The organism is Draconibacterium sp. IB214405 (assembly GCF_033963885.1).
In the GTDB taxonomy this organism is placed as follows: Bacteria; Bacteroidota; Bacteroidia; order Bacteroidales; family Prolixibacteraceae; genus Draconibacterium.
Map to the genome: position 1 here is coordinate 627,011 of NZ_JAXBMA010000004.1, position 24,373 is coordinate 651,383.

Sequence of the window (24,373 nt, forward strand, 5' to 3'; positions counted from 1 at the left end):
TGCCCTACTTTGAAAAGCAATTAAATCAGAATCACCGCCACAAACAGGCAAAATCCTCGCGCAGTTAAAGAATTCTAAATTCGTTCGGCTGCCAAAGAGTTAGTCCGCTTAATTTTATAAATTTGCAGCTTAATTCTAAGTAATGACAATGGAACTTAATACATTAACAGCAATTTCGCCGGTTGACGGCAGGTACAGTAACAAAGTAGAAGGATTGGGAAAATATTTTAGTGAATTTGCCCTGATTAAATACCGCTTACTTACCGAGATCGAATATTTTATCGCCCTATGCGAAATTCCTTTGCCACAACTTGCAGATATTCCTGTAGAAAAACTGGACAAACTTCGTGAGCTTCATAAAAACTTTTCGCTAGAAGATGCACAACGAATAAAAGACATTGAAAGCGTTACAAACCACGACGTTAAAGCTGTTGAGTATTTTATTAAAGAAGAATTTGACAAACTGGATTTAGGCAAATACAAAGAGTTTATTCACTTTGCGCTTACCTCGCAGGATGCCAATAATACCGCCATTCCAAAATCGATTCAAGATGCTTTGGAAGAGGAATATTACCCGTTGTTGCAGGAACTGATCGAAAAGTTGCTGACAATGGCCAGCGAATACAAAGACATTCCGATGTTGGCAAAAACACACGGACAACCGGCTTCTCCAACAAAAGTGGGGAAAGAGATTAAGGTGTTTATCGAACGTATTATGGTGCAGTTGGTTCAGCTAAAATCAATTGCCATCGACGCTAAATTTGGCGGAGCTACCGGTAATTTCAATGCACACTATGTAGCTTATCCTGATATTAACTGGGAAGAATTCGCTAACAAATTCCTGAAAGAAAAACTGGAATTGAACCGCTCGCAGTTTACCACACAGATTTCGCACTACGATAACCACAGTGCCATTTTTGATGGATTGAAGCGTATCAACAATATTATTCTGGATTTGGACCGCGACATTTGGACGTACATCTCGATGAATTACTTCAAGCAGAAAATTAAAAAAGGTGAAGTAGGTTCTTCAACGATGCCACATAAAGTTAATCCGATCGATTTTGAGAACTCGGAAGGTAACATCGGAATTGCGAATGCAGGTTTTGAGCAGTTGGCACAAAAGCTTCCGGTTTCGCGTTTGCAGCGCGACCTTACCGACTCAACTGTTACCCGTTTTATTGGTGTTCCGTTTGGTCATACCGTTATCGCGATTAAATCGACGTTGAAGGGATTGAACAAATTATTGATCAACACCGCTGCAATTGAGAAAGATTTGGAAGACAACTGGGCAGTGGTTGCCGAAGCAATTCAGACCATTTTGCGCCGCGAGTTTTTCCCAAATCCATACGAAGCGTTAAAAGATCTGACCCGTAAAAACGAGGTGATCAACAAAGCGGCGATACACAATTTTGTTGACGGTTTAGACGTTAGTGATGCTGTAAAAGAGGAGCTAAAAGCGATTACACCTCAGAATTACACTGGAATTTTTTAATAAAATATAATGAAGACGGCATGACAACTTCGGTCTTCCGTCTTCAAACTTCCGTCTTCTACATATGAAAGACTTCTTAAAACTCATGAAACGATTTGTTCCACCCTATCGGTGGAAAGTCGTCATGAACATTATTTACAATATTTTAGGTGCACTTTTCGGAACATTTTCGTTTGCCATGCTAATTCCGGCACTCGATATTTTGTTCAAAACAAAAGAACTGGTAACTGAAAAAGTGGAATGGGCATTAAGCGCTGACGCTGTAACCAATAACGTAAACTACTACATTAGTTCGTTTATACTTCAACACGGCGAACAGGATGCATTACTGCTTATTGGTTTAATTCTGGTGATTGCCACGCTTTTTAAAGTTGGTTTTACCTACCTGGCCGATTTTGTACTTATTGCCTTGCGCAACGGCGTTGTGTACGATATCCGTTCGCTAATTTACAAGAAGATAATTGGCTTGCCTTTGGGCTATTTTTCGGAAGAACGAAAAGGCGATATTATGGCCCGAATAACCAGCGATGTGCAGGAAGTGGAAAACTCCGTCGCCAACTCGTTGGGAATGATGATTAAGAACCCGATTCTGATTATCGTGTTTTTGGGAGTTATGATTTACATGAGCTGGTCCCTTACCTTGTTTGTGTTTGTTATGCTACCAATTACCGGTTTGATTATCGGCAGAATTGGACGCAGCCTGAAACGTGTTTCAACAAAAGGGCAAAATAAGCTGGGCGAGATTCTGTCGATTATTGAAGAAGATCTTTCGGGATTACGTATCATCAAATCGTTTAATGCCGAAGAAAAAGCCATAGGACGTTTTCAAAACGAAAACCAGAATTACCGCTTAATAATGAACCGCCTGATGTGGCGCCGTCATTTGGCCCACCCTGCCAGTGAGTTTCTGGGAACAATTGTGATTGTGATTGTTTTATGGTACGGAGGACGAATTATTCTGGGAGACAATAATTCATCGCTCACTGCATCTGAATTTATTGGATACATGGTATTTTTCTATGGAATCATCAACCCGGCCAAAGCATTCTCTACAGCCCTATATAGCGTTGAAAAAGGGCTGGCTTCGATGCAACGTATCGATCATGTACTTGCCGCGGAGATTACAATCGTGGATAAAAAAGATGCTAAAGACATCGAATCGTTCGAGAAAAATATTGTTTACAAGAATGTAAGTTTTGCATACGAAAAAGCAGAAGTGCTTTCGAATGTAAACCTCGATATTCCTAAGGGAACAACCGTTGCATTGGTTGGCTCATCGGGTAGCGGAAAAACTACCATGGTTGATCTGTTACCACGATTCTGGGACATTACTTCGGGAAGTATTGAAGTTGACGGAACCGATATTCGTGACCTGAAACTGAAATCGTTACGAAACCTGATTGGAAATGTAAACCAGGAACCAATTTTATTTAACGACTCCATCAGAAATAACATTGCTTTTGGCATTGAAAATGCCAGCGAAGAAGCAATCATACAAGCGGCTAAAATTGCCAATGCGCACGATTTTATTTTAGCCACCGAAAAAGGTTACGACACGGTTATTGGCGACCGTGGCGATAAACTATCGGGCGGACAAAAGCAGCGTTTATCGATTGCTCGTGCAATTTTGAGGAATCCGCCGATTTTAATTCTGGATGAAGCTACATCGGCTTTAGACACTGAATCGGAAAAACTGGTACAGGAAGCTTTGGAAAACCTGATGAAAAACCGTACATCACTGGTAATTGCGCACCGTTTATCTACCATTAAACATGCAAATCTGATCTGTGTGTTACACGAAGGTAAAATTGTGGAGCAAGGCACCCACGAGGAGTTAATGGAGCTTGACGGACGTTACAAGAAATTACATGGAATGCAGATGTTTTAAAGTAGCTGCGAGTTGCTAGCTACGAGCCTCGAGCTACCAGCTTTTGGTTGTTAATGCCGGTTACTTGTTACTGAATTCGATTGCGTATATAATTAGCTAATAACAAGTATTTAGTATCAGTTAAGTTGACGCTAGCTACCAGCTACAATTTTTCATTTTAGCAGTTTTGCAATTTATTAAACCACAGACTTTCACTGAGAAGTCAAAGAGATGCACGAAAAATCCAGCATCGAGTATCCGGTAACCAGTATCTAGTTATTAGCCGCGAGATGCAAGAACATCAACCAAATGAATGGTTTTAATTGGTAGTTTCTGCTTTTTAATGTAGGCCTCCATATTCATCAGACACGAAGCTTCTGTTGATACGATATATTCGGCACCTGTTTTTAGTGCGTGTTCAACCTTTTGTTCGGTCATGGCGGTTGAAATATTGTGGAATTTTGCTGCAAAAGTTCCACCAAACCCACAACAGGTATTCAAATCCTCCATTTCAATCAATTCGAGACCACGCACCTCGCTAAGCAATTTTCGTGGTTCCTCTTTTATGCCATATTCGCGCAAACCGGCACACGAATCGTGAAAAGTAACTTTATGATTAAAAGATGCTCCTACATCGGTAACTTTTAAATGATTCACCAAAAAGTCGGTAAACTCAAACACCTTTTTCCGAATCATATTAGTCTTTCTCAGCAATTCCTCGTCTTCCTCAAACAATTTATGGTAATAGTTTCGAATAAAGCCTGTACAGGAAGCTGATGGCGCCACAACCATATTTGCCAGCTCAAAATCATCGAGAAATTTTGTAGCCACGGTTTTGGCCTCTTTCCAGTACCCGCTGTTAAAAGCTGGCTGACCACAGCAGGTTTGTTTCGGATTGTATTTTACATCGCAACCCACCTTTTCCAGCAGACTCACAAAACTTCCTGCAGTGTCAGGATAAAACTGATCGATAAAACAAGGAATAAAAACGTCGATTTGCATTGACTTGAATTTGTGGTGAAAATAACACTAAATAGCTGAAGATATAAAATTTTCAGAAGGAAATTATTTCAAATAAAAAAGGCCTTACTAAAGTAAGACCTTTCTGCTTTAGCACGGGAGGAGAGACTCGAACTCCCGACACCTGGTTTTGGAGACCAGTGCTCTACCAACTGAGCTACACCCGTGTTTCATTTTGCGTGTGCAAATATAGTAATTCAATTCAAATTACCTAAGCCCGCGAAAGAAATAATTTCAAATACATTCATTCATCGAAAAAGGAATAATCGCTCCTATTTTTTCACTCCTTATTACTAACGAATTAGGATAAACATAACTATAAAAATGCAGTAAAATCCTGATGTTTTTATGGTGTTTCGTCTAAGCGAAAACAGGTTTCCGAAACATAATTTTGTGACATGTTTTGAAAAAGGCCTTCAAATTTTCTATACACTCCTAAATTAGAGCCACTTAAAACCGTTTTGGAGCAAAAAGTTATCAACAGATTGGAGCAAAAAAAAATCCATCAGAAAACTCTGATGGATTTTGCGGAGAGAGAGGGATTCGAACCCCCGGTACCTCGCGGTACAACGGTTTTCAAGACCGCCGCATTCGACCACTCTGCCATCTCTCCAGATGCGGTGCAAAAGTAGATTAATTTTTTAAAGTACAAAACACTTTTCGACAAAAATTATAGAAATTACTTAAAAAAAAAGATTGCTAGGGTTTGGTTTTTTGAAACATATTTATGAATTTAGCTAAAACTTAAAAAAGTTCTCTGAAACGCTTGATTTTACTGAATGTTTGAAGACTTTAAACCCTATATAAAATAGAAAAATTCAAAATATTCAATATAAAGTACTTAGAACTAAGTTATTTATTTTCAATCACTTAATTAATTATTTAAAATTTTGCCTTATGAACAAAGCTCAATTACTTGATGCGATGGCCGAAAAAGCAGGCCTTAGTAAAGCTGATGCTAAAAAAGCTCTTGACGCATTTGTAGGTGCTACTACTGATGCTCTTAAAGCTGGAGACCGTGTTGCCCTTATTGGATTCGGTTCTTTCTCTGTTTCTGAACGTGGTGCCAGAACTGGTAGAAATCCTCAAACAGGAAAAGAAATTACTATTCCAGCTAAAAAAGTTGTAAAATTTAAAGCTGGTGCTGAATTAGCTGACGCCGTATCGTAACTATACGAGTAGGTAAAAGAAATGATTAGAGGGAAGCAAAACGCTTCCCTTTTTCATTTAATCGAATCAAACTTTACTATTATGGACAAAAAACTTCTTGAATACCTTTCCGGCTATCTTACGCCCCAGCGACTCGAACTTTTTGATAAAGTAATAGATAGCCGCACCAGGCACATTACTGTTGTTTTGGAGGATATTTTCCAGAAACAAAATGCAAGTGCTGTTTTGCGTACCTGCGATTGTTTTGGTATTCAGGATGTACATATTATTGAAGACCGCAACGAATTTCAGGTAAATCGCGAAATTGCAATGGGATCCTCGAAGTGGTTATCGTTACATAAATACAATAGTAAAGAGAATAACGCCCTTGATGCTATACAAACACTAAAAAAACAAGGTTATCGTATTGTAGCTACCACACCTCACAACAACGATCAGGAATTGCAGGATTTTGACATTACTGCCGGAAAAACTGCCCTTGTTTTTGGATCGGAACTTCCGGGAATTACGGATACAATAATGCAGGAAGCCGATGAATTTCTGAAAATTCCGATGTATGGCTTTACCGAAAGTTTTAACATATCGGTTTCGGCAGCTATCATTTTACATCATCTCACGCTGAAAATGAGAAACAGCAAAGATTTAAACTGGCAATTAAGCGACACCGAAAAAGATGAGCTGAAATTCGAGTGGATCAGAAAAACCATTAAAAGAAGCGAGCTGATTGAAAAGCGTTTTTGGGAGGAGAATAAACGGAAATAAACCTCCAATCTCTGAATTAGCAATGATTTTATATCATCTTCGTTTTACGAACGAAAAGCCGCCAGAGAATAATGAATTTCGATTAGCTAATGTTGATTGACGATTTCCAGGAAAACACAGATAGATTGTGATTCACTTCTTCATTCAGCATTCGTTAATCATCATTCTGAATTCAGAATCTATTAAAACTAATGCTGCTGAAATTATTTCGAGACTTTGATTGTAGAATCGTAAACATTTAACTTAAAACCTACCCTGCCCTTTTTGATTTTTCCCAGTTTACCGACTGACGACCTTTTACATATCGGACCATCCCCAAAATAGAAGCGTAATTGATCATTACAAAATAGTACGGTACAAATAATACTTTCAACCGTACCTTTCTATTTTCGAAATACCAGCCAAAAGCAGCTGCCAGGTAACATATTAGTTGCAGGTACAACATTATAGTATAGAAACCAGTATCGCCCCAACTATTATTGGTCTGCACAATTAAAAGGTTTACAATAAATAAAAAGATTAACGCCGGTGGCGCAAATGCCCAGCGTAAAACCTTATGCGAAAAATACTGCCAGGTTAATATTCCGTTTTTGAACGGATTAAGCAATCCTTTTAAGCGAAGAATAGTTTGAATTCCTCCGGCAGCAATTCTCACTTTTCGCTTTAATTCTTCCTTTACATTCAACGAAGCAGTTTCCTCGGCATAGGCATTTGGAGCGTACGCAATTTTATAGCCGCGTTGAGCGATTCGCAACGATATTATAAAATCATCAAGCAAAGTGTCGGTTTCTACATCCTCAAAAAGTTCTGTTCGTACGGCAAACAACTCGCCAACTGCCCCAACTGCCGAATTTAATTCCCAATCCTTTCTTTTCACCCACGACTCAAACTTCCAGTACAAACCTTCTCCGGCACCTGCAGCTGCTTCCTCATCATGTTGAATAATTCTTTTCTCGCCGGCCACACACCCCACTGTGGGATCTTTAAAACAGTCGACTATTTCGCGAATTGAATTTTTGCCGAGAATAGTATTTGAATCGGAGAAAATTACGATCGGAGCTTTTACATAGCTCATGCCGCGGTTCATGGCGTGCATTTTTCCCCTTCTCTCGGATTGATGATACACTTCCAGTGGATCGATTCCTTTTAGAATCTCCTGACTACCGTCGTTTGATCCATCGGTAACCCATAAATACTGGATTTTCTCTTTCGGGTAATCGAGCGAAAAAGCATTGTTCACCTTCTGCTCAATGTAATCTTTTTCGTTGTATGCAGTCACAAACAAACATACTTCAGGTTCGAAGTCTCTGTTTTCGGTTGAGGCTTTTAGAGGCTTGAACAATTTCTTTACGCCAACAAAAAACCACAACACAAGCGCATACCCCAAGTAAGTATAAAACAGAATGAATAAAAATACCCAGAAGAAAACGCTTAAGATCATTTAGTGTATTGTTTGTAAAATCCGGTTAGTTTTTCAGTGATGGCTAAGTTATCAAAATTCTCGCGGATAAAAGCGGCGGCATTATTTCCAATACGTTCGAAATAATCCTTGTCTTCTATTAATTGCGAAATGGCAGCAATAAAACCAGTCGCGTCGTTGGCAATCCGGATATCCTCTCCATCTGTAACAGTAATACCTTCCGCGCCAATCGACGTAGAAATGATACTTTTCCCGAGGGCCATTCCTTCAATAATTTTTATGCGCATTCCGCTACCCGAAAACAAGGGAACGATCATTATCGCTTTCGAATTCATAAACCGGTAGGCATCGGCAACTTCTCCCTCGAATACCACTCCATCAACGTTTAATTTGTCGATTAACCATTGCGGAGCATTTCTTCCGGCCACATAAAAACGAAGCTCCGGATATGTTTTGTGAATCTCCGGCCAGCAATTTTCAATAAACCATAAAACACCTTCCTGATTGGGCGCCCATTCCAACGATCCCAGATGAAAAAGTGATGGGAATTCCATTTCGCTTTTATCCGCTACCAAACGCGAAGTATCAACGCCGGTTTGCGAAACAAGTTTATCTTTTACATTTCCCAATTTATCAAGCCGATCTCCGTCTCTGGAGGTAATCGGCACCAAAACATCGTACGAATTCAACAAACCCTTTTCGAAACGTCTTATCCTTTTTGACAGATTTTGCAGGTATATCTTTTTCAGCCCGTGCGATAGCTTTGCTGCCCGTTCCCAAATTTCGAACTCAACATTATGCGCTCGGTAAACTACCGTGGCTTTGGAGTATTTTCTGATTACAGGAATATACGGGCACACATAAAGCCCTTCCAATTGAATAATATCAAACTGATTATTAGTCAATAATTCAACCAATGCGTCACTGAAATTTTTATCGATAAAACGAACCGCATTGTATGGTTTTTGTGAAAAGAGAAGATTTACCAGGGCAGCAAAAGCATTTATCCGGGCAGGAACATCAACCAGTTTAAATGTGGCCAACTGTTTTATGTCTTCAGGAATTTCATTTGGTTGAACATGATGTTTTAAGGTATTCATGGCCAAAACGGTCACCCGGTGACCGAGCTGCGAAAAGCCCCGGGTTAGGTTCATACAGGCGATGGCCCCACCATCCTTGGCCGGAAAAGGAACCTTATTTGTCACCTGGAGTATGTTCATTTGGGTTTATTTCTTTGACTTCTTTGAGAAAAATCGATCCAAACCTAAACGTGAAAACAGTTTTGTATAAGTTTCGGACGACATTATTGCCGAATCGGTAGCCGCTTTGTATGTTAACCAAATCCCTACAGGCAAGAAAATATAAGACGAAAACCACATTCCGTTAAACATCGCCCACACATCTTCCCGTGCGGTTTTTTCGCCACTCATGGAAACAATATAATACAGAATGAATAAGAAAATGGAAACCACTACTGGCATCCCCAATCCTCCTTTCCGGATGATAGCGCCCAAAGGAGCACCGATAAAGAAAAAGATAAGCACAGCCACCGACAAGGTAAACTTACGGTGCCGCTCCATTTTGTATTTATTCAGATTCTTCTTTTTATTATAGAGTTGTCCCTGAAACATATTAACCTGTTGCATATTGCTACGTGCACGATCCAGTGCTGTTTTGGCTATATCGGCCTGCACCCATTTGTCCAAGCCACTATAATAGGCATCATAATCAAAAATCGTGTCGGCTTTCGGATCGTTTATTTCACGTTTTAGCGAATCCTCTCTCACGGTGAGGTTGAACATCCGTCTCGAAATAGTAGGATTAATATTGATCTGCAACATATATTTTTGCAGCCTGTCGTGGTAATCATTGCTTAGGCTGTCGTCGGCCACTTTTAACTGGTCGATGGTAAGCATCCTGTACTGGTTTTTAAAGATGCTTTCATCACGTCGGTTAAATTCAAAATTTCGAACTTTTACCCTGATGGTTTGCTCCTCAAATTTATTTCGTTGATAAGGATACGTTTCTTTTTTGTTTCTATCCTGTTTTTGCTCCTGGTAAGTTACACCATGAAACAATTCCAACACCATGTACTTCTTGTCTTCAGTTATTCGCAATAAACCCGAATCAGCAACCGTAACACTTTCGTTGGGTTTGTTTTTTGTGTGGTCGTAAATAAGCAGATCGTACAGCATTTTGGTGTCGTTATTTCGTTTTCCAACTTTAATGCTGTACCCATCCATTTCGTTGGTAAACACACCTTCCTGCAAAACAAGTTCAGGGCGTTGTTTTTTTACGCTATATAATAGTGTCGAAAATTTCAGGTTGGTTTTTGGCAGTACATTATTGGAAAAGAAAAAAGCTGCTCCGGTAATAAGTACCGCAATAACAATTAACGGACGCATTATTCGGAACAATGAAATTCCTGAAGCTTTCATGGCTACCAGCTCATAATTTTCGCCAAGGGCGCCAAAGGTCATTATTGATGCTAATAACATTGCCAGCGGAAAGGCCAGCGGAAGCATAGCAAACGATGCATAAAACATCATTTCTGCCAATACTTTAAGATCGAGCCCTTTTCCGACCATGTCGTCGACGTACCTCCATAAAAACTGCATGAGCAGTACAAAAAGCACGATAAAAAAGGTCATAAAAAATGGCCCTAAAAACGATTTTATAACAAAAAGGTGTAAACGCTTCATGTACTTTCTTTCTATCTGAAAACGCTTACAAAACTAAGTTATTTTAGGAATTAGTAAAGTAAAAATGGTTAAGAAACGTTATTGAGATTGTTTGTTCTGGTTTAATAATCTTAAATCTTATAACTACGAACCTAAAACATGTTTGAGATCGGCAATCTGGGTGTCCCACAAACCACGTGTTTCATCCTGTTCATCTTCATCGGCAAAATCGGTAATTAATAGTGATACATCTCCGGTAAGCTCATCGCGGGTAATTCTAAATTCGAAATAAACATCGTCCTCATCAACCCAGTTAAAACGCACCAAACGGTTTTCTTTGTGTAAGGTCATCTCCGCAGTTTGTTCCGATCCGTCCCAAATAAAAGTGTAACGTTTTCCGCGAACACGAACATCGTCGGCAAACCACTCGGTTAAGCCGGAAGCCGTGCTTAGTCTGTTATAGAGTACCTTGGGAGAGCAATTAATAAGGTATTCCAGGCTGATTTTCACTTTACTAGTCATAAGTTTGATTTTCGGCAATATAATTAATAAGAATGTAACTTACAACAGGTTAAAAACGCGCAAAGAAAGTTCTTTTGAAATTTTACAAAAATGGGTAGTGTGATTAAAAATAAATACTATATTTGCACCGCAATTTTGAAAAACACGGCGAGGTAGCTCAGCTGGTTAGAGCGCATGATTCATAATCATGAGGTCGGCGGTTCAAGCCCGCCTCTCGCTACTTACAAAACCACCACAAAGCCTGTAATTACTGATATTACAGGCTTTTTTTATTTCTTTTCGAGACACATATGGGACACAGCGTATGGATTACTGACCAACATACAGCCAACAGATAAACAGACAATATTGCTACAATCAACGATTTTTTTGATACAATCAAAAAATTTTCGGCATAGATAAAAAACCTTTGGATGTTGCCAATTTAGGCTCCTGTAAATAATTGATTTGTCGCTGTGGCCAAGCAGTGGATTGACTGATGGCTGAATTATCACACACCGGAAAGAACTAATCAGCAAACTTCCTCTGCAAGCCCTGGAGGTGGATGTGGAATCGTTAAATCACTTTTACCTCCAACCATGCGCAAACCATCTCGGAACCGATTGGCAGAATAACTATCTTCGTATGCGATAGGGAATCCGTCTGGATAAGTTAAATGTAGCATTTCAACATACCATCCAGCATAAGACCAATCTGAACCTTTACCAGCTTCGGCTATTCTCGGGAAACGTTGAATAAATAGTTTCGCCATTTTGCTTGGAGTAATATATCCGGCATCACTCCATCCAAAATAATGGTTTTCTAGCCCCGAAGTATAGTTTACACTAACACCATCTTCAAAAGAATACTGCAATGCTCCATTTGATTTAAGGATATTGGTTGCCGGTGTAATTGAACATCTCCAGTGTAATCCTGATGGAGCCATACCCGGTGCTATCCTCAGTAGCTGATAACCTCTTACATGAAGCTCTGAGACCATCAATAGTACCTTTCTATATACCGAATAATTCATCCGAAGGTGGTTTTGAGCAATTAGATAAGTGGCTTCACATACTTTGCCAGCTTCATTCCTTTAGAAACCTCGGTTCCATAACTTGGATTTAATCCCGACATTTCAATGATTTCCTTGATACTGTAATTACGTATCTCCTCTGCATATTTAATCCCAAACAAGTGAATCATTGATACCGCTTCACCTTTCATTGCATTAAAATACATATCGGCTAACTTTTCGCTTAGTTCCTTTTCAGTCATAGGTTATTCGTTTTGTATGTTCTACCATAATTCCAAAAAGCTATCTTCAAGTATTGTATAATCAATACCCTGTGAATCTCTAATATTTATGGTCTTCCCTTTTGCTAAAGGATGATTTAGGAAATAGTACAATTCCAATTCTGAGGCCAGTCCATGGTAAACATAGGAAGCAATAGCATACCCATAGATAAAAGAATATTCATCAGTCCAAAACTTTTTTTGTAATTCGGAGGGGACATTATTATCTACAAATTCCTGGCTTATTCTTACTTCAAAATAAAAATCATTTGCTTTACGAACTTTGTTCTTCGATGCTACCATTCTTAAATTAAGGACAGTGCTTTTCGTGTACAATTTTCGTAGGAAATCCATTAAATTTTCCCTAAAAGCAAACGTAAAAAATAACTGTATAATTTTTCCACCGCTTTCTGATTTACACGAACTACTATAAGCACATTCTGGTTCTGACTTTAAATCTATGATTTCTTTCAACACATCCTGATCAACTTCGTTCGATTCGTGAAATGTAAGAGTAAGATGATATATCAATGCTTGTTTCATGTTATTCGTGTTATTCTTCAACGTCAAAATCCAAACCCAACTGGCTGGCAGATTCTTTGGTAATTTTAAACTGTGTACTGCTTTCGCTTAAAGGAATTGCTGCTGTTGATTTGCCTTTTACCGTAACAGTCACTTCTACATTGTTATTCATCAATGGTGCAATAAAGCTGGTAAAAACCTGACTGTAATTGGCTACGTCAACCTTACCGGAAATTGTAATTGATTTATATACCTTATCTGTTGGTGCCGGATCATGACCGGATCCCGGATCATTAGGTGTTGGATAAGGAGACGGTTTCGGTTTTGCTGGTTCTTCTGGTTTAGCTTCTTGGTACAAAGATTTATCAACCAGCCAGAAATCATCTGATGTAACATCAAAACCAAATGGTGACTGTCCCAGGTATATTTTTGTCCAGTTGCCCTTTTCTCCTTGGGCAATGGCCAGTTGATTTCCATTACAGAATCTCAACAAACTGGTTTGCAAGGCATCAATACTACTAATCATTGGCTTATCGTTGTACCGAAGAAAAGCCTCATACACTTCTTTCACTTTAACCGGAGTTTCAACAGTTGGTATCAGTCCATGTGTTTTAAGTATTCCGAATCCAACACCATCAATCAACCATTCTTCATCTTTTAATTGCTGAATGATGTTCGAGTTAAATTGGACATCCAGCGTATCTCTAAACTGAGCAATTTTAATCTTCTCTATCGTACCTTTTGTTCCGGCTTTGATTATTAACGAATAAGCTACTGAGATTGATTTTTCGATCTTTCTATTTAGTTCCCCTACCTTTTCTTTAAGCTCTCCTTTCTGCGCCTGATTAAGCTGTGAATTATATTCCGATCTGATTTTATTACAAGCCATCAGTTCTCTAAGTTCAGTATGAAGCTGGCTCATTCCAACTTCGGTCGGCACAAGAAAAAGTAAGGTATTACGATAGATGCGTTCGTTATTACCTCGTTTGTTAGCCAGTTTTTCAATGTAGGGTTTTAATTTGCCATTTACGACATCGGCATTTACTAACAACGATGGATGTGCGACAACCAATGTAAGCCTCTTTTGTTCAGGCAAATCATCCGTGGGATTTATAAGTGGTGTATATAGTTGAAATCCTCGTGACCTGTTAGTAATACGATTGATGATTTCTGCTTCAATCTCATTCAGGTTTATATCTCCTTTAGCCTGATTAACCAGAATGTTCAGGTTTGGTTCTGTTTCAAACCAATATCGTCTGTTACCACCAACATCTGAATAGTGTAAATAATGTGCCTCTGCTTCCAGCATATCAATAGCACCATTAACCGAGTTATGGTTATAACTATCAGGTTTCAGAACCATCAGTTTCAAATCCTGAATACCCACTCCTCGGTTAGCACCTTCACCACCAAAAGTGTTCATTAGAATTGTTGACGCAACTCCCTGGCTAATTGAGAATTTTTTATATTCCTGTTTGTTGTTGTCTATTTTAAACGAATTAGAGTTTGTGCCGGATACATCAGCCCGTATTACAGCATCAAATCCGTTGCCCCAAAGTTTTTTCATTTGAGATGTTATGGCATCCAAATTCCCTAAATTGAGATCTGAGGTATGTATAAGCCCCTGAACTCCTCCCAATGTTCCCTGCCGCTTCCACAAATCGGCAACAATGGAACCTAACATTCGTAATACTCCCCTTGTTCTCTGAAAATCGCTATGGCTCGCCCAACGTTTTTCAAACACATCAATAAGCTCTGGGTGAAAAGGATAGGCTTTTTCAATTCTTTCTTTGTATGTCCCCCTTGCTGCGTGCTTTGGTATTTCGTGGTTAAAATCAAGGGTTTTGTAATATTCGTGGTAGTGTTGTATTACCTTATCTATTTCTGTCCTATCTCCTAAATCCTCGAATAGCCTTCTACGGATCACTTCAAATATTTCATCTCCTTCAACAGGTTTAGTATCCTGACCGACACGAGATAAACGATTATTCAAACTGATTAGCACCTCTGCTCCTTTTTCCGATGATGCCACCTCTAATGGACTTGCAGGGAGCGTAACTACCGCAACACAATTATTTGTTGAGGACACAGACTGGGTTAATTCTTGAACAAAACCAATGGTTTGATCTGCAAGTGTTGTTTGCCCCACTGCTACTCCAGAGGCAGCCACGCAGTAATGAGCTAACTCATCAACAAGAATTAGTGACGGAGAGCTTATCTCCAATACTTTCTTAAATAGACTCCCTAAGGGACACGTTCTATTTTCATCATTTGGTCGAACAATCTCATATGCTTCCTTCCCTCCAAGTTGCCATGCTAATTCTCCCCAAATAGTTTGAATGTGAATACCATCAACATATCGACCTTGTGTGGGATCATTTGTTGATTCAGTAAATACTGCTACTTTGGCATTTTCAAACTTGGGAACACCAATCTCTCCAATTATTTCATTCGTAAATTCCCAATCTGCAATTCCTTTTCCTTCTTTTATTAAATGAAATAGCGAAATAAGGCTATGGGTCTTACCTCCACCAAAACCGGTTTGAAGCGAAATAACACGATTTTCAGCTTCTTCGTTGCCATTAAGTCCATTTATGACTTGACGTGCAAGATTTTTTAATCCTGAGGTAAAATAAGTTTTCTCAAAGAATCTTTCAGGATCTTGGTAAATATCCCTTCCCTTGCCCATTGCCACATCACCCAAATTGGCAGCAAACAATGACTCATCAAGATGTCCCCTTTCAATATCTTCATGGGGGCGAACATTCATAAACCAAGGTGTAACATTACCCGATAGCTGAGCTGATGGAGTATCAATCTTTTTTGTAGTAGATGGTTTTTCTACTTCTACCACTTTTACATTTTCGGGATAAAAACCAAGACGGATTTTTTTTAACTGCTCAGCAATGCTATCCATTTTTATGTAGTTCAGGATACGAATCATATTTCCAAGCATCCTTATGGCATCGTCTTGATCAATATCGTGAGTGTGCGCCCAATCGTTACGTACCTCAACTATTTCTTCCAGCCAGGTGGGCAAACGATTGGTATTACGGCCAAAGTCGTCTTTAAAGTAATCCTTATTATGTATTGAAAAATGTTTTAAGTGTCCCCAATCTATTAATTCGACCGGATCTTTACCTGCCATTAATCCTTCGTCCCATATCTTTTGATGTTGTGGCAGCAAATCGTCTTTATATACAATTCCCCAGTCTTGACCTATTTTAGCTATCATTTTTTCAACCAGGTAAATCCTGAATCCTTTAATGAAAAGCTCCCCGGCATCCTGTAATTCTCTATTTTGTGGTTTATTAATATTGACCATGATTTGATTTTTAGTTTTTTACATTTCCAGCTGTCCTTGTTCGGGAGTTTCCTGTTTCTTTTGACTGGCTTCACGAATAAGGCTTTCTTTATTAGCTATAAGGCCACTAAGTTGCTTGTGGTCACCCTGCCCAACGGGCAGCACTTCTGCCAACGCAGTACATATCCTCCATAACGGAGCATCATTAGTAGGTGCCATTTTGGCCAAAAAATTAATTAAGGCCATCCGATTACCACCTTCATATAAAGCCATAGCCTTGTGTATTTTGTCGATAGCATTATCTGAAATCTTTTCTCCAAGTTTCTGATTTGCCTTGTTGCGCCCTGAATAGCCGGATAAACTTTCTTTACTACCAGAAGTTTCAAAGATTTGGTGTTGGTGCAGCAACGAAACTTCAATGGATAAACCTACCTGGGTAATACGCATTACATCATCGTGTTCGGCTTGTGTAAAACCAAAGAGGTTAAGCCAGCCAATGTAGAACTTAGTTACCTCATCGGTATCAATATCGCTGATTATGGCATTAAAGGCAGCCTCTCGTGCCATTTCCAATAACTCAGCTACTGTTACTTGCGTGCCATCGGCTTTTTCGACCATTTGATACTGGCCAAATTCGCTAACGGCTTTACCGAAACAAGCAGTTAGTAGATCAGCACCACGGAAACCGTTGGAATACAATTCCCGAACTTCAACCTTAATTCTTGCTTCAATGTTCTTTTTTACTTCCTTAAATCCGGCATAACCTTCTTGAACATTTGGCTTACAGGCAACTGTTACAGACGATGATAGAAACGCCTTATTTGTTTTTAAAGCTCCGGTCATTTCTGTATCATTTGCCCAACTACCTGTAATGTTCATATTAGCACCAAGTATAGAATTACAAAGGGTTGTCCATGCTTCCGTACTTTGATGGGCAAACATTATACTTACTACTCCCGAAGTTTGTTCTTCGATAGCAGAAAATATTCTCTGCAATTTATTCTCAAAATGCTTCTTGGCAACATCCATCTTTCCTCCATGATGATGTTTTAAGGCAGTGCACTCTTCCGCTTTTGGTGTTTGAGGTGTGGCAAAATTAAGTGGAAATACATTTCCCAGTGTACGTTTTAGCCACACATAAAAAAAGTCAGAAATATCAGCATAAGCAATAGCATCATAATATGGGGGATCGGTAACAACCGAATTGATTGATTTGAAATCGAATTGGGAGATTTCACCACTTGACGAATTATTACATTGTGCAGAAATGGATGAATCACTTTCTGAATTAATGTAGCGTGTTAACCAGTCAATTTGATTTAAGGCACTGCCTGAACTTGAACAAAATGGATTAGATTCAGGAAAGTCAAATACCATCGGAATAGCCTGCCTCCCCATTGGTCTTTCCAGTTTTTCACCACCTGTATGCCATACCCCAAATGTTGTATTTACAATAGCAATCCTGTCAATTAAAATACCGAGGTAAGTTAGCAGCGAATTTGAGTAATCATTTTTGGGGATTGTTCTATTTAGCAATTCTTCTTCGATTAGTTTAAATTGTTTTAGTAAAGCTCCTAATGATGCCAACTGTCTTTCTGAGAACATCTGTCCCCACTTTTCTAACCCCCATGTACAGGACGGAAGTGCTTGTGTGTACTTTACAGGCATCATTTCGTTAGGACGTTCAAAATCTGTCTCAATAGAGTTGAGAATATCAATTTCCTGTTTTGTAGGCAACCTATAATTTTTACCTCCAGTATCTTCTTCAATTACTGCAATTAGTTTCTGTGATGTATTTTTTGATAGAAACTGTTTTTTTAAGGATTTGACATCAGTTGTATTTCCACAACAGGGACAAGACAAATTTCCTCTTGCCATCCAACCATTCCCTTTATATTCTCCAGTCTTAATTTCAAACTCAATTTGATTGTCAATAATTAGCGGATTCAAATAAACCTTTTTACCAGGTTTATTTACTAAATAAAACCTTCCTAATAAAGGCACCTCAGCCTTGCAACTTGGATTCGAGCAAGTACCAACGTGAGCCCAATAGTAGGCGACTGGCTTCTTCCCGTTTACAGTTGGGTAATACTGTCCAATTTCATTTTCAGCACCAGCCAGCATTTGCCGAGAATAATACTCCACATCAAATGCCAGACGATTTTTAATGTTTATGTAATCAGCATTTTTTATTTCCCTGTATTTGGTTTTTGCATCTTCGTAACCCTCAATTTCAAGCATATTTTGCAGGCTATAACCTACGTTTGGATCAGCCACGATGTTATTTTCTAATGATTTGAAAAAGGCTGAATATCGTTTAATAAATTCGTCTCGGGAATAAGTAATGGGCTTGCCATATTTTTGGGGAAACTCTACACTACCACGTTGAATAATATGTGCCACCGGATTAATATCATTGCCATAAGTGCGACACCCCAGTCGGGCAGCTTCAAGAGGTATAGCACCTCCTCCTGCAAAGGGATCGAATACCTTTGGCATACGATCGAGATAGGCATCAATGGCACCGATTAAGGCTTTCTCTTTGGCTGTTACATCGACTGTTGCAATGTGTCGATTGGTGGTACCATACAAGTCTTTTTCTGCTGTTGCAATGCCATCCCAAAGTTTGCTATATCGTTTTTCAAGCGTGACCAAATCGGCCTTATTTCCATTGTTTAAGGAGTTATGTGCTATGAATATTAGTTTACGAGCAATGCCAATAATCTCGGGACTGTTTTTGTTTTCCCACTTAATAAGCGAACCATCGGATAGCTGTTTTTTAGAGGGTGTTTTTTTACCGAGTTTTTCGTTGGCAACATATTCGTCAGAGAATTTGCCAATAAACATCAATAAACGGTTACGCATATTGTCCTCCATCGGATCGATAGCGGCAGTATGTGGAATATCATCGTACGGGCTGTAATTTTTATCGGCCAGGTATTTTGCCACAGCTTGTTGGAATTGTACCGGACAGTTTTCATCCAATGGGTCTGGCACCAGGCTGGCAAACACTACGGCACGACAAACTGGCAATGGCCGTCTTGCCCACCATAAATGCAATGTTGATATATGCCCATGGCGAATTGATTTGTCACGTACACTTTCTGCCGACACCTCTTTTACCGGCATGGCAACTTCTATTAATTTTTTTGGTTCCATTAAATGTTTTCGATTTTATTGATCCATTCGTTAAAACGAGGACATCTTTCACGAATTTTGGCTAATCCTATCTCTTCGGCCAATGTTGCGCCATAAACTACTTTATTATACCCTACAATATGGCGTAAGAGTCTTTTTGACGGAGCTGTTTTCCTCCCCCTATTAATCTCCTCTGGATTCTGGCAATTAAAAATAGCCTCAAATACAGGATAATCAACAAATTCTTCTTCGAGAAAATTATGAAGGAAAGGTCTTAATTCACTAAACAGGATTCCTTCAAATTCGTGCAACTGAATGTATGGAAGGAATCTGTTTCTATAAATATCGGGAATAGCTTGAAGCATACCTTGTTCAAGATGTTCCATTCTTCTTGATTTATCGGTCTCTTGATGTGCTTCATCCCAGTCTGGATAATCATAATCGCCAGGAATACCATAATAATCAATCAAAGTACTGACAATCGCACTCCCATCCTGTTTAAAATGGGTAATTATTTGATCCTTTAAGGATTTCCAAGGCACAATTCCCCCACCCGACTTTTTAATCAAAGGGTATTCGATAAATATATTTTTTGGAGCGAAATAAGGGACAAGTACATCTTTACAGAACTCTCTTTCAGTTGGCCCCTCACATATTATAATAATACGCTTAATGCCACTACTCATTCTGGTTGTCCTCCTTTCAGAATATTTCTTTGCCACAGATCACCAAGGCTGTATTCATCTAACCAGTGTTCGAGTTCTTTTGAACTTAGCCGGTTAAACAGGCTTTCACCATTCTGTTGATTAACCGTTATTACATCTTCTGGTTCAAAATGATTTACCAAGTCTGCTGATTGAGTCGCTAAAATAACCTGCGTTCCTTTTGCAGCAACACTTTTAATCATCCCTGAGAGTTTGGTAATAGCAGTTGGATGTAGTCCCAACTCTGGTTCATCTATGATGATTGTATCAGGCAGTTGGGGCTGCATGAACAAAGTGGTAAGGGCTATAAAACGTAATGTCCCATCCGAAAAGTCATTCGCTCCATAAATGTTAGAACTATACTTATCTTGCCACTGCAATTTTAAGTAGCCCTCTTTATTTGGCTGAAAATAGAAATCGGAGAAAAATGGCGCAATACTTTGTATCGTCTTTATAATCCGATTATATATGATTTTGCTATCCTCCTTTATTGAATACAGATAAGCTGCAAGGTTTTTTCCTTCTTCGTATAGAAAATAACTATCGTTTTCAATATGGCTGAGTTGTTTAAATGGTGAATTTTTACTGGTATCATGAAAGTGATATTTTCTAAATCCTTTCAAAAATCGAATTACATATTTTGCTCGATAATTGTCAGTCCTTTTAATATATGCTTCATTTCTTTTTGTTGAAATGTCCCATCCCTTATCACCTCGAAAGAGTAAATATTCATTCATAAAAACAAATCCACTTTCACCTAAGTGAAGGGTTGCAGAATAACCATTTAACTCATTATTGAAACTAATTTCAAACTTTAATTCTGAGGTAATCTTAGCTCCTTTGTGCAATATTTTTTCTTCCCCTCCTCTAAGAGCAATGTACTCGGCTAAGTTCTGCTGATATACCTGGTTAAGAAATTCAAAGAAGGAAATAAAGTTACTCTTCCCTGAACCGTTTGCACCAATTATAATATTAATTGGTTTAATATCTAAGTTGATTTCTTTGATTGATTTATAACCTGCTATTTTTACATAGTCTATCATCGTTGTGTATTAATTTTTCGCAATCTATCAGTTCTGAGCAAATTTAATTATAATTTTTCCATTCTTTTTCTGAAAGAAAATATTGCACCCCCTTTGATAATTTCTCGTATTGAAGATTTTTGGCTGGGTTTTGAATACGAACCAATTCAGGTTTCGATTTACAGTTGTACACTATATACAACCATGCCGAATCGCCCAACTGTCCCAAACGAAACATTTCATTTTCTGATAGCATAATACCACCGATAGTTGCCCGGCCTTTTACTTCAATATATTTTTTAATATGCTCTGGGCTTGTACTTCTGATGTCGTAGCCCAGATTTAACGATGATACATCTTCGGGAGTCCACCCGTTACTGCGCTCGTAAGCAGCAGCATAATCCATGGCGATTTTTTCAACCTCATCGTCACGTTTCATTCCGTAATGTTTTTGATACTCTATCTGGTTCAAGGGAACAACATAGGCACAGCCCATAATTTCCGGCTCCTTTGGTGACAGTTGAGTCATAGCTTCCAACTTTTTATGTCGCTGCTCCTTCCGAACCATTAAGTCCTGGATTTTTGCCTGTTTCTTCTGGATTTTGTCGTTCACCTTATTGTCGCCCAGAAGTATCTTACGTTGTAACTCATTTATATCGTTAGTCACGTCAAAAATGATGTTATTAAACGCTTCATCAAGATATAGTTTACGTTGAGAAATATCTTCCTTGATACGCTTTTGAACTACCTCAAACTGCGGAGCAGTTATATTTGTAAAACACCATTCGTTTATCAATTCCTCTTGTACCGGCTCAGGTGTGTCAATCTTTTTAGCAAAATCAGAAGGAGGTTTAAGGTCAATAAGTTTTGCCGGAGAGGTACCTGACAATTCGTTGTTGTGGTCATAACATACCAAATGTATTGTTTCATCGGCAACGTTTTCATGGCCTTTAGATGGCCTATTGTCTGTAATCTGAGACTTGACAACAAATGCTAAATGAGAATCGGTATCCTCTGGTGAAACAAGGATTGTACCCTTCATCATTTCTTCACGGTACTGGTTGCGCACAACCTTTAACAAGGCATCGAATATCGGATTTCCCGGATTCACATAAAACATTTTCGCACCGAGATTATTAAACTGGAAATCAAGGAATACCTGCTTATCAAAACATAGTTGATACTCTGTCAGGTCTGCTGAAATGTTGTAATCTTCACGTAATACATGAACAATAGCATCGGGAATAGTAACGATGTGATAAACTGAACTATTGACTTTTTCCAGTTCTCCTCCCATGAATGTATAAGCCTTTTCAAAAAATTGCTGTATATATATTGGCTGGAGCCGTCTTTCATCTGATTTTTCTTTCAGTTCTTTGGCCTTTTCATAATCCACATCGCTGTGCGCCATTTTTTCTTTCTGCTCCTTAATCTTCTTTTCAACATTTTCCTTGGTAAGGCTGGCATCAATAGTAACATCGAATTTTGTTTCTTTGCGATTGAATGTGGAATTAATTATATCTTCCATAGCAACTTCTTCAAAGACATCACTGATAACATCATAAACCCTGTCGTTACCAATCTGCTCTCGGATTAAGTCCAGTTTAGTTAATAATCGCTGTAATACATTACCTTCTCTTGTATTTTGTGCAACCATGTTAAAAACAAGTACATCCTGCTTTTGTCCGTACCTATGAATACGCCCCATTCTTTGTTCCAGCCGGTTTGGATTCCACGGAATATCCCAATTTATTAGTAACCGACAAAACTGGAGATTAATACCCTCTCCGGCAGCATCGGTTGCAATTAGTATTTGTGATTCTCTTGCAAAAGCAGCCTGGGCTTGCCTCCGTTCATCAACCGATTTACCACCATGAATAGTTTCAACAGTATATCCATTATTTGAGAGCCTATCAGTTAGGTACATTAAAGTATCCTTGTGCTCAGTAAAGATTACGAGTTTTTCATCCTTGTTATCGAATACTCCTTTTTCTTTTAATAGCCGTTTTAAACGATGAAATTTAGCTTCCTCTTGTCGGCTGTTATAAAGGTGTTCGGCAAAATCAAAAAGCTGCTTAACCTGTTCTTTCTCATCCCGCAGTTCAGAAGGGCTTTTAGCTGTGGTAAAGAGTTTAAATTTCTTAGGATCAGATAAAATGTTTTCCAAGCCATCCTTTTCATCATCATCCAAATCATCGTAATCATCAATATTGGTCACTTCCAAATCGAATTTCTGTCGCTGTTTCCAAAGGCTTGGATTGTCTGTTAATTCTTGTAACAATCCATTCAGTGCATCATATCTGTTTTTTAATGTTCTGTAAATGGCAAAGATGGAACTTGTAAGCCTACGTTGCATTACCATTAAAGCCAGTGAAACATGAATATTGGATTGCTGCTGAGCTTCCTCCCTTCTTTTCATCAGGTAGTTGGTAACCCTGTCGTACAAACGTTTTTCCTCTTCCGTAAGTTTGTACATGATAGTGTTGGTGGAACGCTCCTTAAATAATGGTTGCTCTGACCAATCTTTCATTTGTTCCTTCAACCTGCGAATAAAGAATTTATTGATGCCTGATTCATTGATTTCATTAATCCGTGAAGTAACCAGACTTTCACTGGCAAAAATATCTTCATCCAGCAGTTGTAATAGGTTTTTAAATGTATCTGCTCTTCCACGGTGAGGTGTAGCTGTTAATAGAAGAAGATGTTCTGATTTGGTGGAAATTTTTTCAAGAGCCTGGTAGCGTTTACTACGGTATCGCTTATGCCCATAATCGAAAGCACTCAGTTTGTGCGCTTCATCCACAACGACAATATCCCAACTAACCTCACCAAGTACATTTAATACATCTTCTGAGCGTATAAAGTCGATTGAAGTTACCAGTTTGTCGTTTGAGGAAAAGATATTCGGATCGGCATTAAAAGTTGCCCTATTAACCAGCTTAAAGGGTAGATTAAACTTCAAGCCCAATTCATCTTCCTGCCATTGCTTGGTCAAACCACCCGGAGTAACTATTAAAATGCGTTTTACCAGATCACGCATCATTAGTTCTTTAATCAGTAGTCCCGTCATAATTGTTTTCCCTGCACCAGTGTCATCCGCAAGCAGGAACCTTATATTAGGAAGTGGTAGTAGATATTTATAAACTGCTTCAACCTGATGCGGCAGAGGATCAATAACACTACAATTAACTGCAAATAATGGATCGAACTGGTATGCTGAGTTAATTCGTTCTGCTTCGGCAAACAGTTTAAATTTTTCGGGATTACCGGTAAAATTGAATGTGCCATCTTCGGAAATGATTTCCAGCTTTTCCAGTTGGTCTTTGGTTAACAGCTTATTGTTGGACACATTTGAGTTAATTCCAACATAATGAATTGAAGTCATACTTCCCAATGGAGCAATCTTTGTCACTCGAACTGGCTCATCGGTAAGTAAATTTTTTATGATCTGGCCGGTGGATAGGTTCATAACGA

Annotated in this window: 17 protein-coding genes and 3 tRNA genes; 5 read left to right on the forward strand and 15 right to left on the reverse strand. The window is 38.8% G+C overall.

Going from position 1 to position 24,373, the window contains the following annotated elements; genetic code table 11:
• Nucleotides 1-142: 142 nt before the first annotated feature.
• Complete coding sequence (gene purB, locus SLH46_RS15110; RefSeq protein WP_320282046.1) at nucleotides 143-1,495, forward strand: adenylosuccinate lyase; 1,353 nt, start codon at nucleotides 143-145, stop codon at nucleotides 1,493-1,495.
• Between the two features lie 85 nt (nucleotides 1,496-1,580).
• Nucleotides 1,581-3,383: an ABC transporter ATP-binding protein gene (locus SLH46_RS15115; RefSeq protein WP_320282047.1), complete on the forward strand. Its 1,803-nt coding sequence runs from the start codon at nucleotides 1,581-1,583 to the stop codon at nucleotides 3,381-3,383.
• A gap of 258 nt (nucleotides 3,384-3,641) precedes the next feature.
• Here the strand turns inward: SLH46_RS15115 and SLH46_RS15120 are convergent, their stop codons facing one another.
• From SLH46_RS15120 to SLH46_RS15130, 3 genes are all read right to left on the reverse strand, one after another.
• Nucleotides 3,642-4,364, reverse strand: coding sequence for a (Fe-S)-binding protein (locus SLH46_RS15120; RefSeq protein WP_320282048.1), 723 nt, complete (start codon nucleotides 4,362-4,364; stop codon nucleotides 3,642-3,644).
• 112 nt (nucleotides 4,365-4,476) lie between these two features.
• Nucleotides 4,477-4,549: transfer RNA gene (locus SLH46_RS15125), tRNA-Trp, on the reverse strand.
• Nucleotides 4,550-4,910: 361 nt separating this feature from the next.
• Nucleotides 4,911-4,995, reverse strand: a tRNA-Ser gene (locus tag SLH46_RS15130).
• A gap of 284 nt (nucleotides 4,996-5,279) precedes the next feature.
• Here SLH46_RS15130 and SLH46_RS15135 point away from each other — a divergent pair.
• A complete protein-coding gene (locus SLH46_RS15135; RefSeq protein ID WP_038554490.1) occupies nucleotides 5,280-5,552 on the forward strand; it encodes an HU family DNA-binding protein in 273 nt (90 codons plus the stop codon).
• An 81-nt stretch (nucleotides 5,553-5,633) separates the two neighbouring features.
• Nucleotides 5,634-6,314: a TrmH family RNA methyltransferase gene (locus SLH46_RS15140; RefSeq protein WP_320282049.1), complete on the forward strand. Its 681-nt coding sequence runs from the start codon at nucleotides 5,634-5,636 to the stop codon at nucleotides 6,312-6,314.
• 250 nt (nucleotides 6,315-6,564) lie between these two features.
• Here the strand turns inward: SLH46_RS15140 and SLH46_RS15145 are convergent, their stop codons facing one another.
• The 4 genes from SLH46_RS15145 to SLH46_RS15160 all read right to left on the reverse strand — a co-directional run bounded on the left by SLH46_RS15145 (nucleotide 6,565) and on the right by SLH46_RS15160 (nucleotide 10,937).
• Nucleotides 6,565-7,755, reverse strand: coding sequence for a glycosyltransferase family 2 protein (locus tag SLH46_RS15145; protein WP_320282050.1), 1,191 nt, complete (start codon nucleotides 7,753-7,755; stop codon nucleotides 6,565-6,567).
• Nucleotides 7,752-8,954 carry a glycosyltransferase family 4 protein gene (locus tag SLH46_RS15150; RefSeq protein ID WP_320282051.1) on the reverse strand — a complete coding sequence of 401 codons (1,203 nt, stop codon included), beginning with the start codon at nucleotides 8,952-8,954 and terminating at the stop codon, nucleotides 7,752-7,754. The genes SLH46_RS15145 and SLH46_RS15150 overlap by 4 nt, the downstream gene beginning before the upstream one ends.
• 6 nt (nucleotides 8,955-8,960) lie before the next feature.
• Nucleotides 8,961-10,436, reverse strand: a complete 1,476-nt coding sequence (locus SLH46_RS15155; protein WP_320282052.1) for an LptF/LptG family permease — start codon at nucleotides 10,434-10,436, stop codon at nucleotides 8,961-8,963.
• Between the two features lie 123 nt (nucleotides 10,437-10,559).
• On the reverse strand, nucleotides 10,560-10,937 hold the full coding sequence (locus SLH46_RS15160; RefSeq protein WP_320282053.1) for an START-like domain-containing protein: 378 nt from the start codon (nucleotides 10,935-10,937) through the stop codon (nucleotides 10,560-10,562).
• A gap of 146 nt (nucleotides 10,938-11,083) precedes the next feature.
• On the opposite strand from SLH46_RS15160, the gene SLH46_RS15165 reads away from it, so the two are divergent.
• Nucleotides 11,084-11,157: transfer RNA gene (locus tag SLH46_RS15165), tRNA-Met, on the forward strand.
• 291 nt (nucleotides 11,158-11,448) lie between these two features.
• Here SLH46_RS15165 and SLH46_RS15170 read toward each other — a convergent pair.
• Genes SLH46_RS15170 through SLH46_RS15205 form a run of 8 tightly spaced genes read right to left on the reverse strand, consistent with a single transcriptional unit; the run spans nucleotide 11,449 to nucleotide 24,368 of the window.
• The gene (locus SLH46_RS15170; RefSeq protein WP_320282054.1) at nucleotides 11,449-11,949 is read right to left on the reverse strand and encodes a hypothetical protein; all 501 of its coding nucleotides are present in this window, start codon (nucleotides 11,947-11,949) and stop codon (nucleotides 11,449-11,451) included.
• 20 nt (nucleotides 11,950-11,969) lie between these two features.
• On the reverse strand, nucleotides 11,970-12,191 hold the full coding sequence (locus SLH46_RS15175; RefSeq protein WP_320282055.1) for an HTH-like domain-containing protein: 222 nt from the start codon (nucleotides 12,189-12,191) through the stop codon (nucleotides 11,970-11,972).
• Between the two features lie 21 nt (nucleotides 12,192-12,212).
• Nucleotides 12,213-12,752 carry a hypothetical protein gene (locus tag SLH46_RS15180; RefSeq protein WP_320282056.1) on the reverse strand — a complete coding sequence of 180 codons (540 nt, stop codon included), beginning with the start codon at nucleotides 12,750-12,752 and terminating at the stop codon, nucleotides 12,213-12,215.
• 10 nt (nucleotides 12,753-12,762) lie between these two features.
• The gene (locus SLH46_RS15185) at nucleotides 12,763-16,056 is read right to left on the reverse strand and encodes a DUF499 domain-containing protein (protein ID WP_320282057.1); all 3,294 of its coding nucleotides are present in this window, start codon (nucleotides 16,054-16,056) and stop codon (nucleotides 12,763-12,765) included.
• Nucleotides 16,057-16,074: 18 nt separating this feature from the next.
• Nucleotides 16,075-19,194 carry a DUF1156 domain-containing protein gene (locus SLH46_RS15190; protein WP_320282058.1) on the reverse strand — a complete coding sequence of 1,040 codons (3,120 nt, stop codon included), beginning with the start codon at nucleotides 19,192-19,194 and terminating at the stop codon, nucleotides 16,075-16,077.
• Nucleotides 19,194-19,859: a DUF4276 family protein gene (locus SLH46_RS15195; protein WP_320282059.1), complete on the reverse strand. Its 666-nt coding sequence runs from the start codon at nucleotides 19,857-19,859 to the stop codon at nucleotides 19,194-19,196. The genes SLH46_RS15190 and SLH46_RS15195 overlap by 1 nt, the downstream gene beginning before the upstream one ends.
• Nucleotides 19,856-20,920 carry an AAA family ATPase gene (locus tag SLH46_RS15200; protein WP_320282060.1) on the reverse strand — a complete coding sequence of 355 codons (1,065 nt, stop codon included), beginning with the start codon at nucleotides 20,918-20,920 and terminating at the stop codon, nucleotides 19,856-19,858. The genes SLH46_RS15195 and SLH46_RS15200 overlap by 4 nt, the downstream gene beginning before the upstream one ends.
• A gap of 43 nt (nucleotides 20,921-20,963) precedes the next feature.
• On the reverse strand, nucleotides 20,964-24,368 hold the full coding sequence (locus tag SLH46_RS15205) for a helicase-related protein (RefSeq protein WP_320282061.1): 3,405 nt from the start codon (nucleotides 24,366-24,368) through the stop codon (nucleotides 20,964-20,966).
• Between the last annotated feature and the right edge of the window lie 5 nt (nucleotides 24,369-24,373).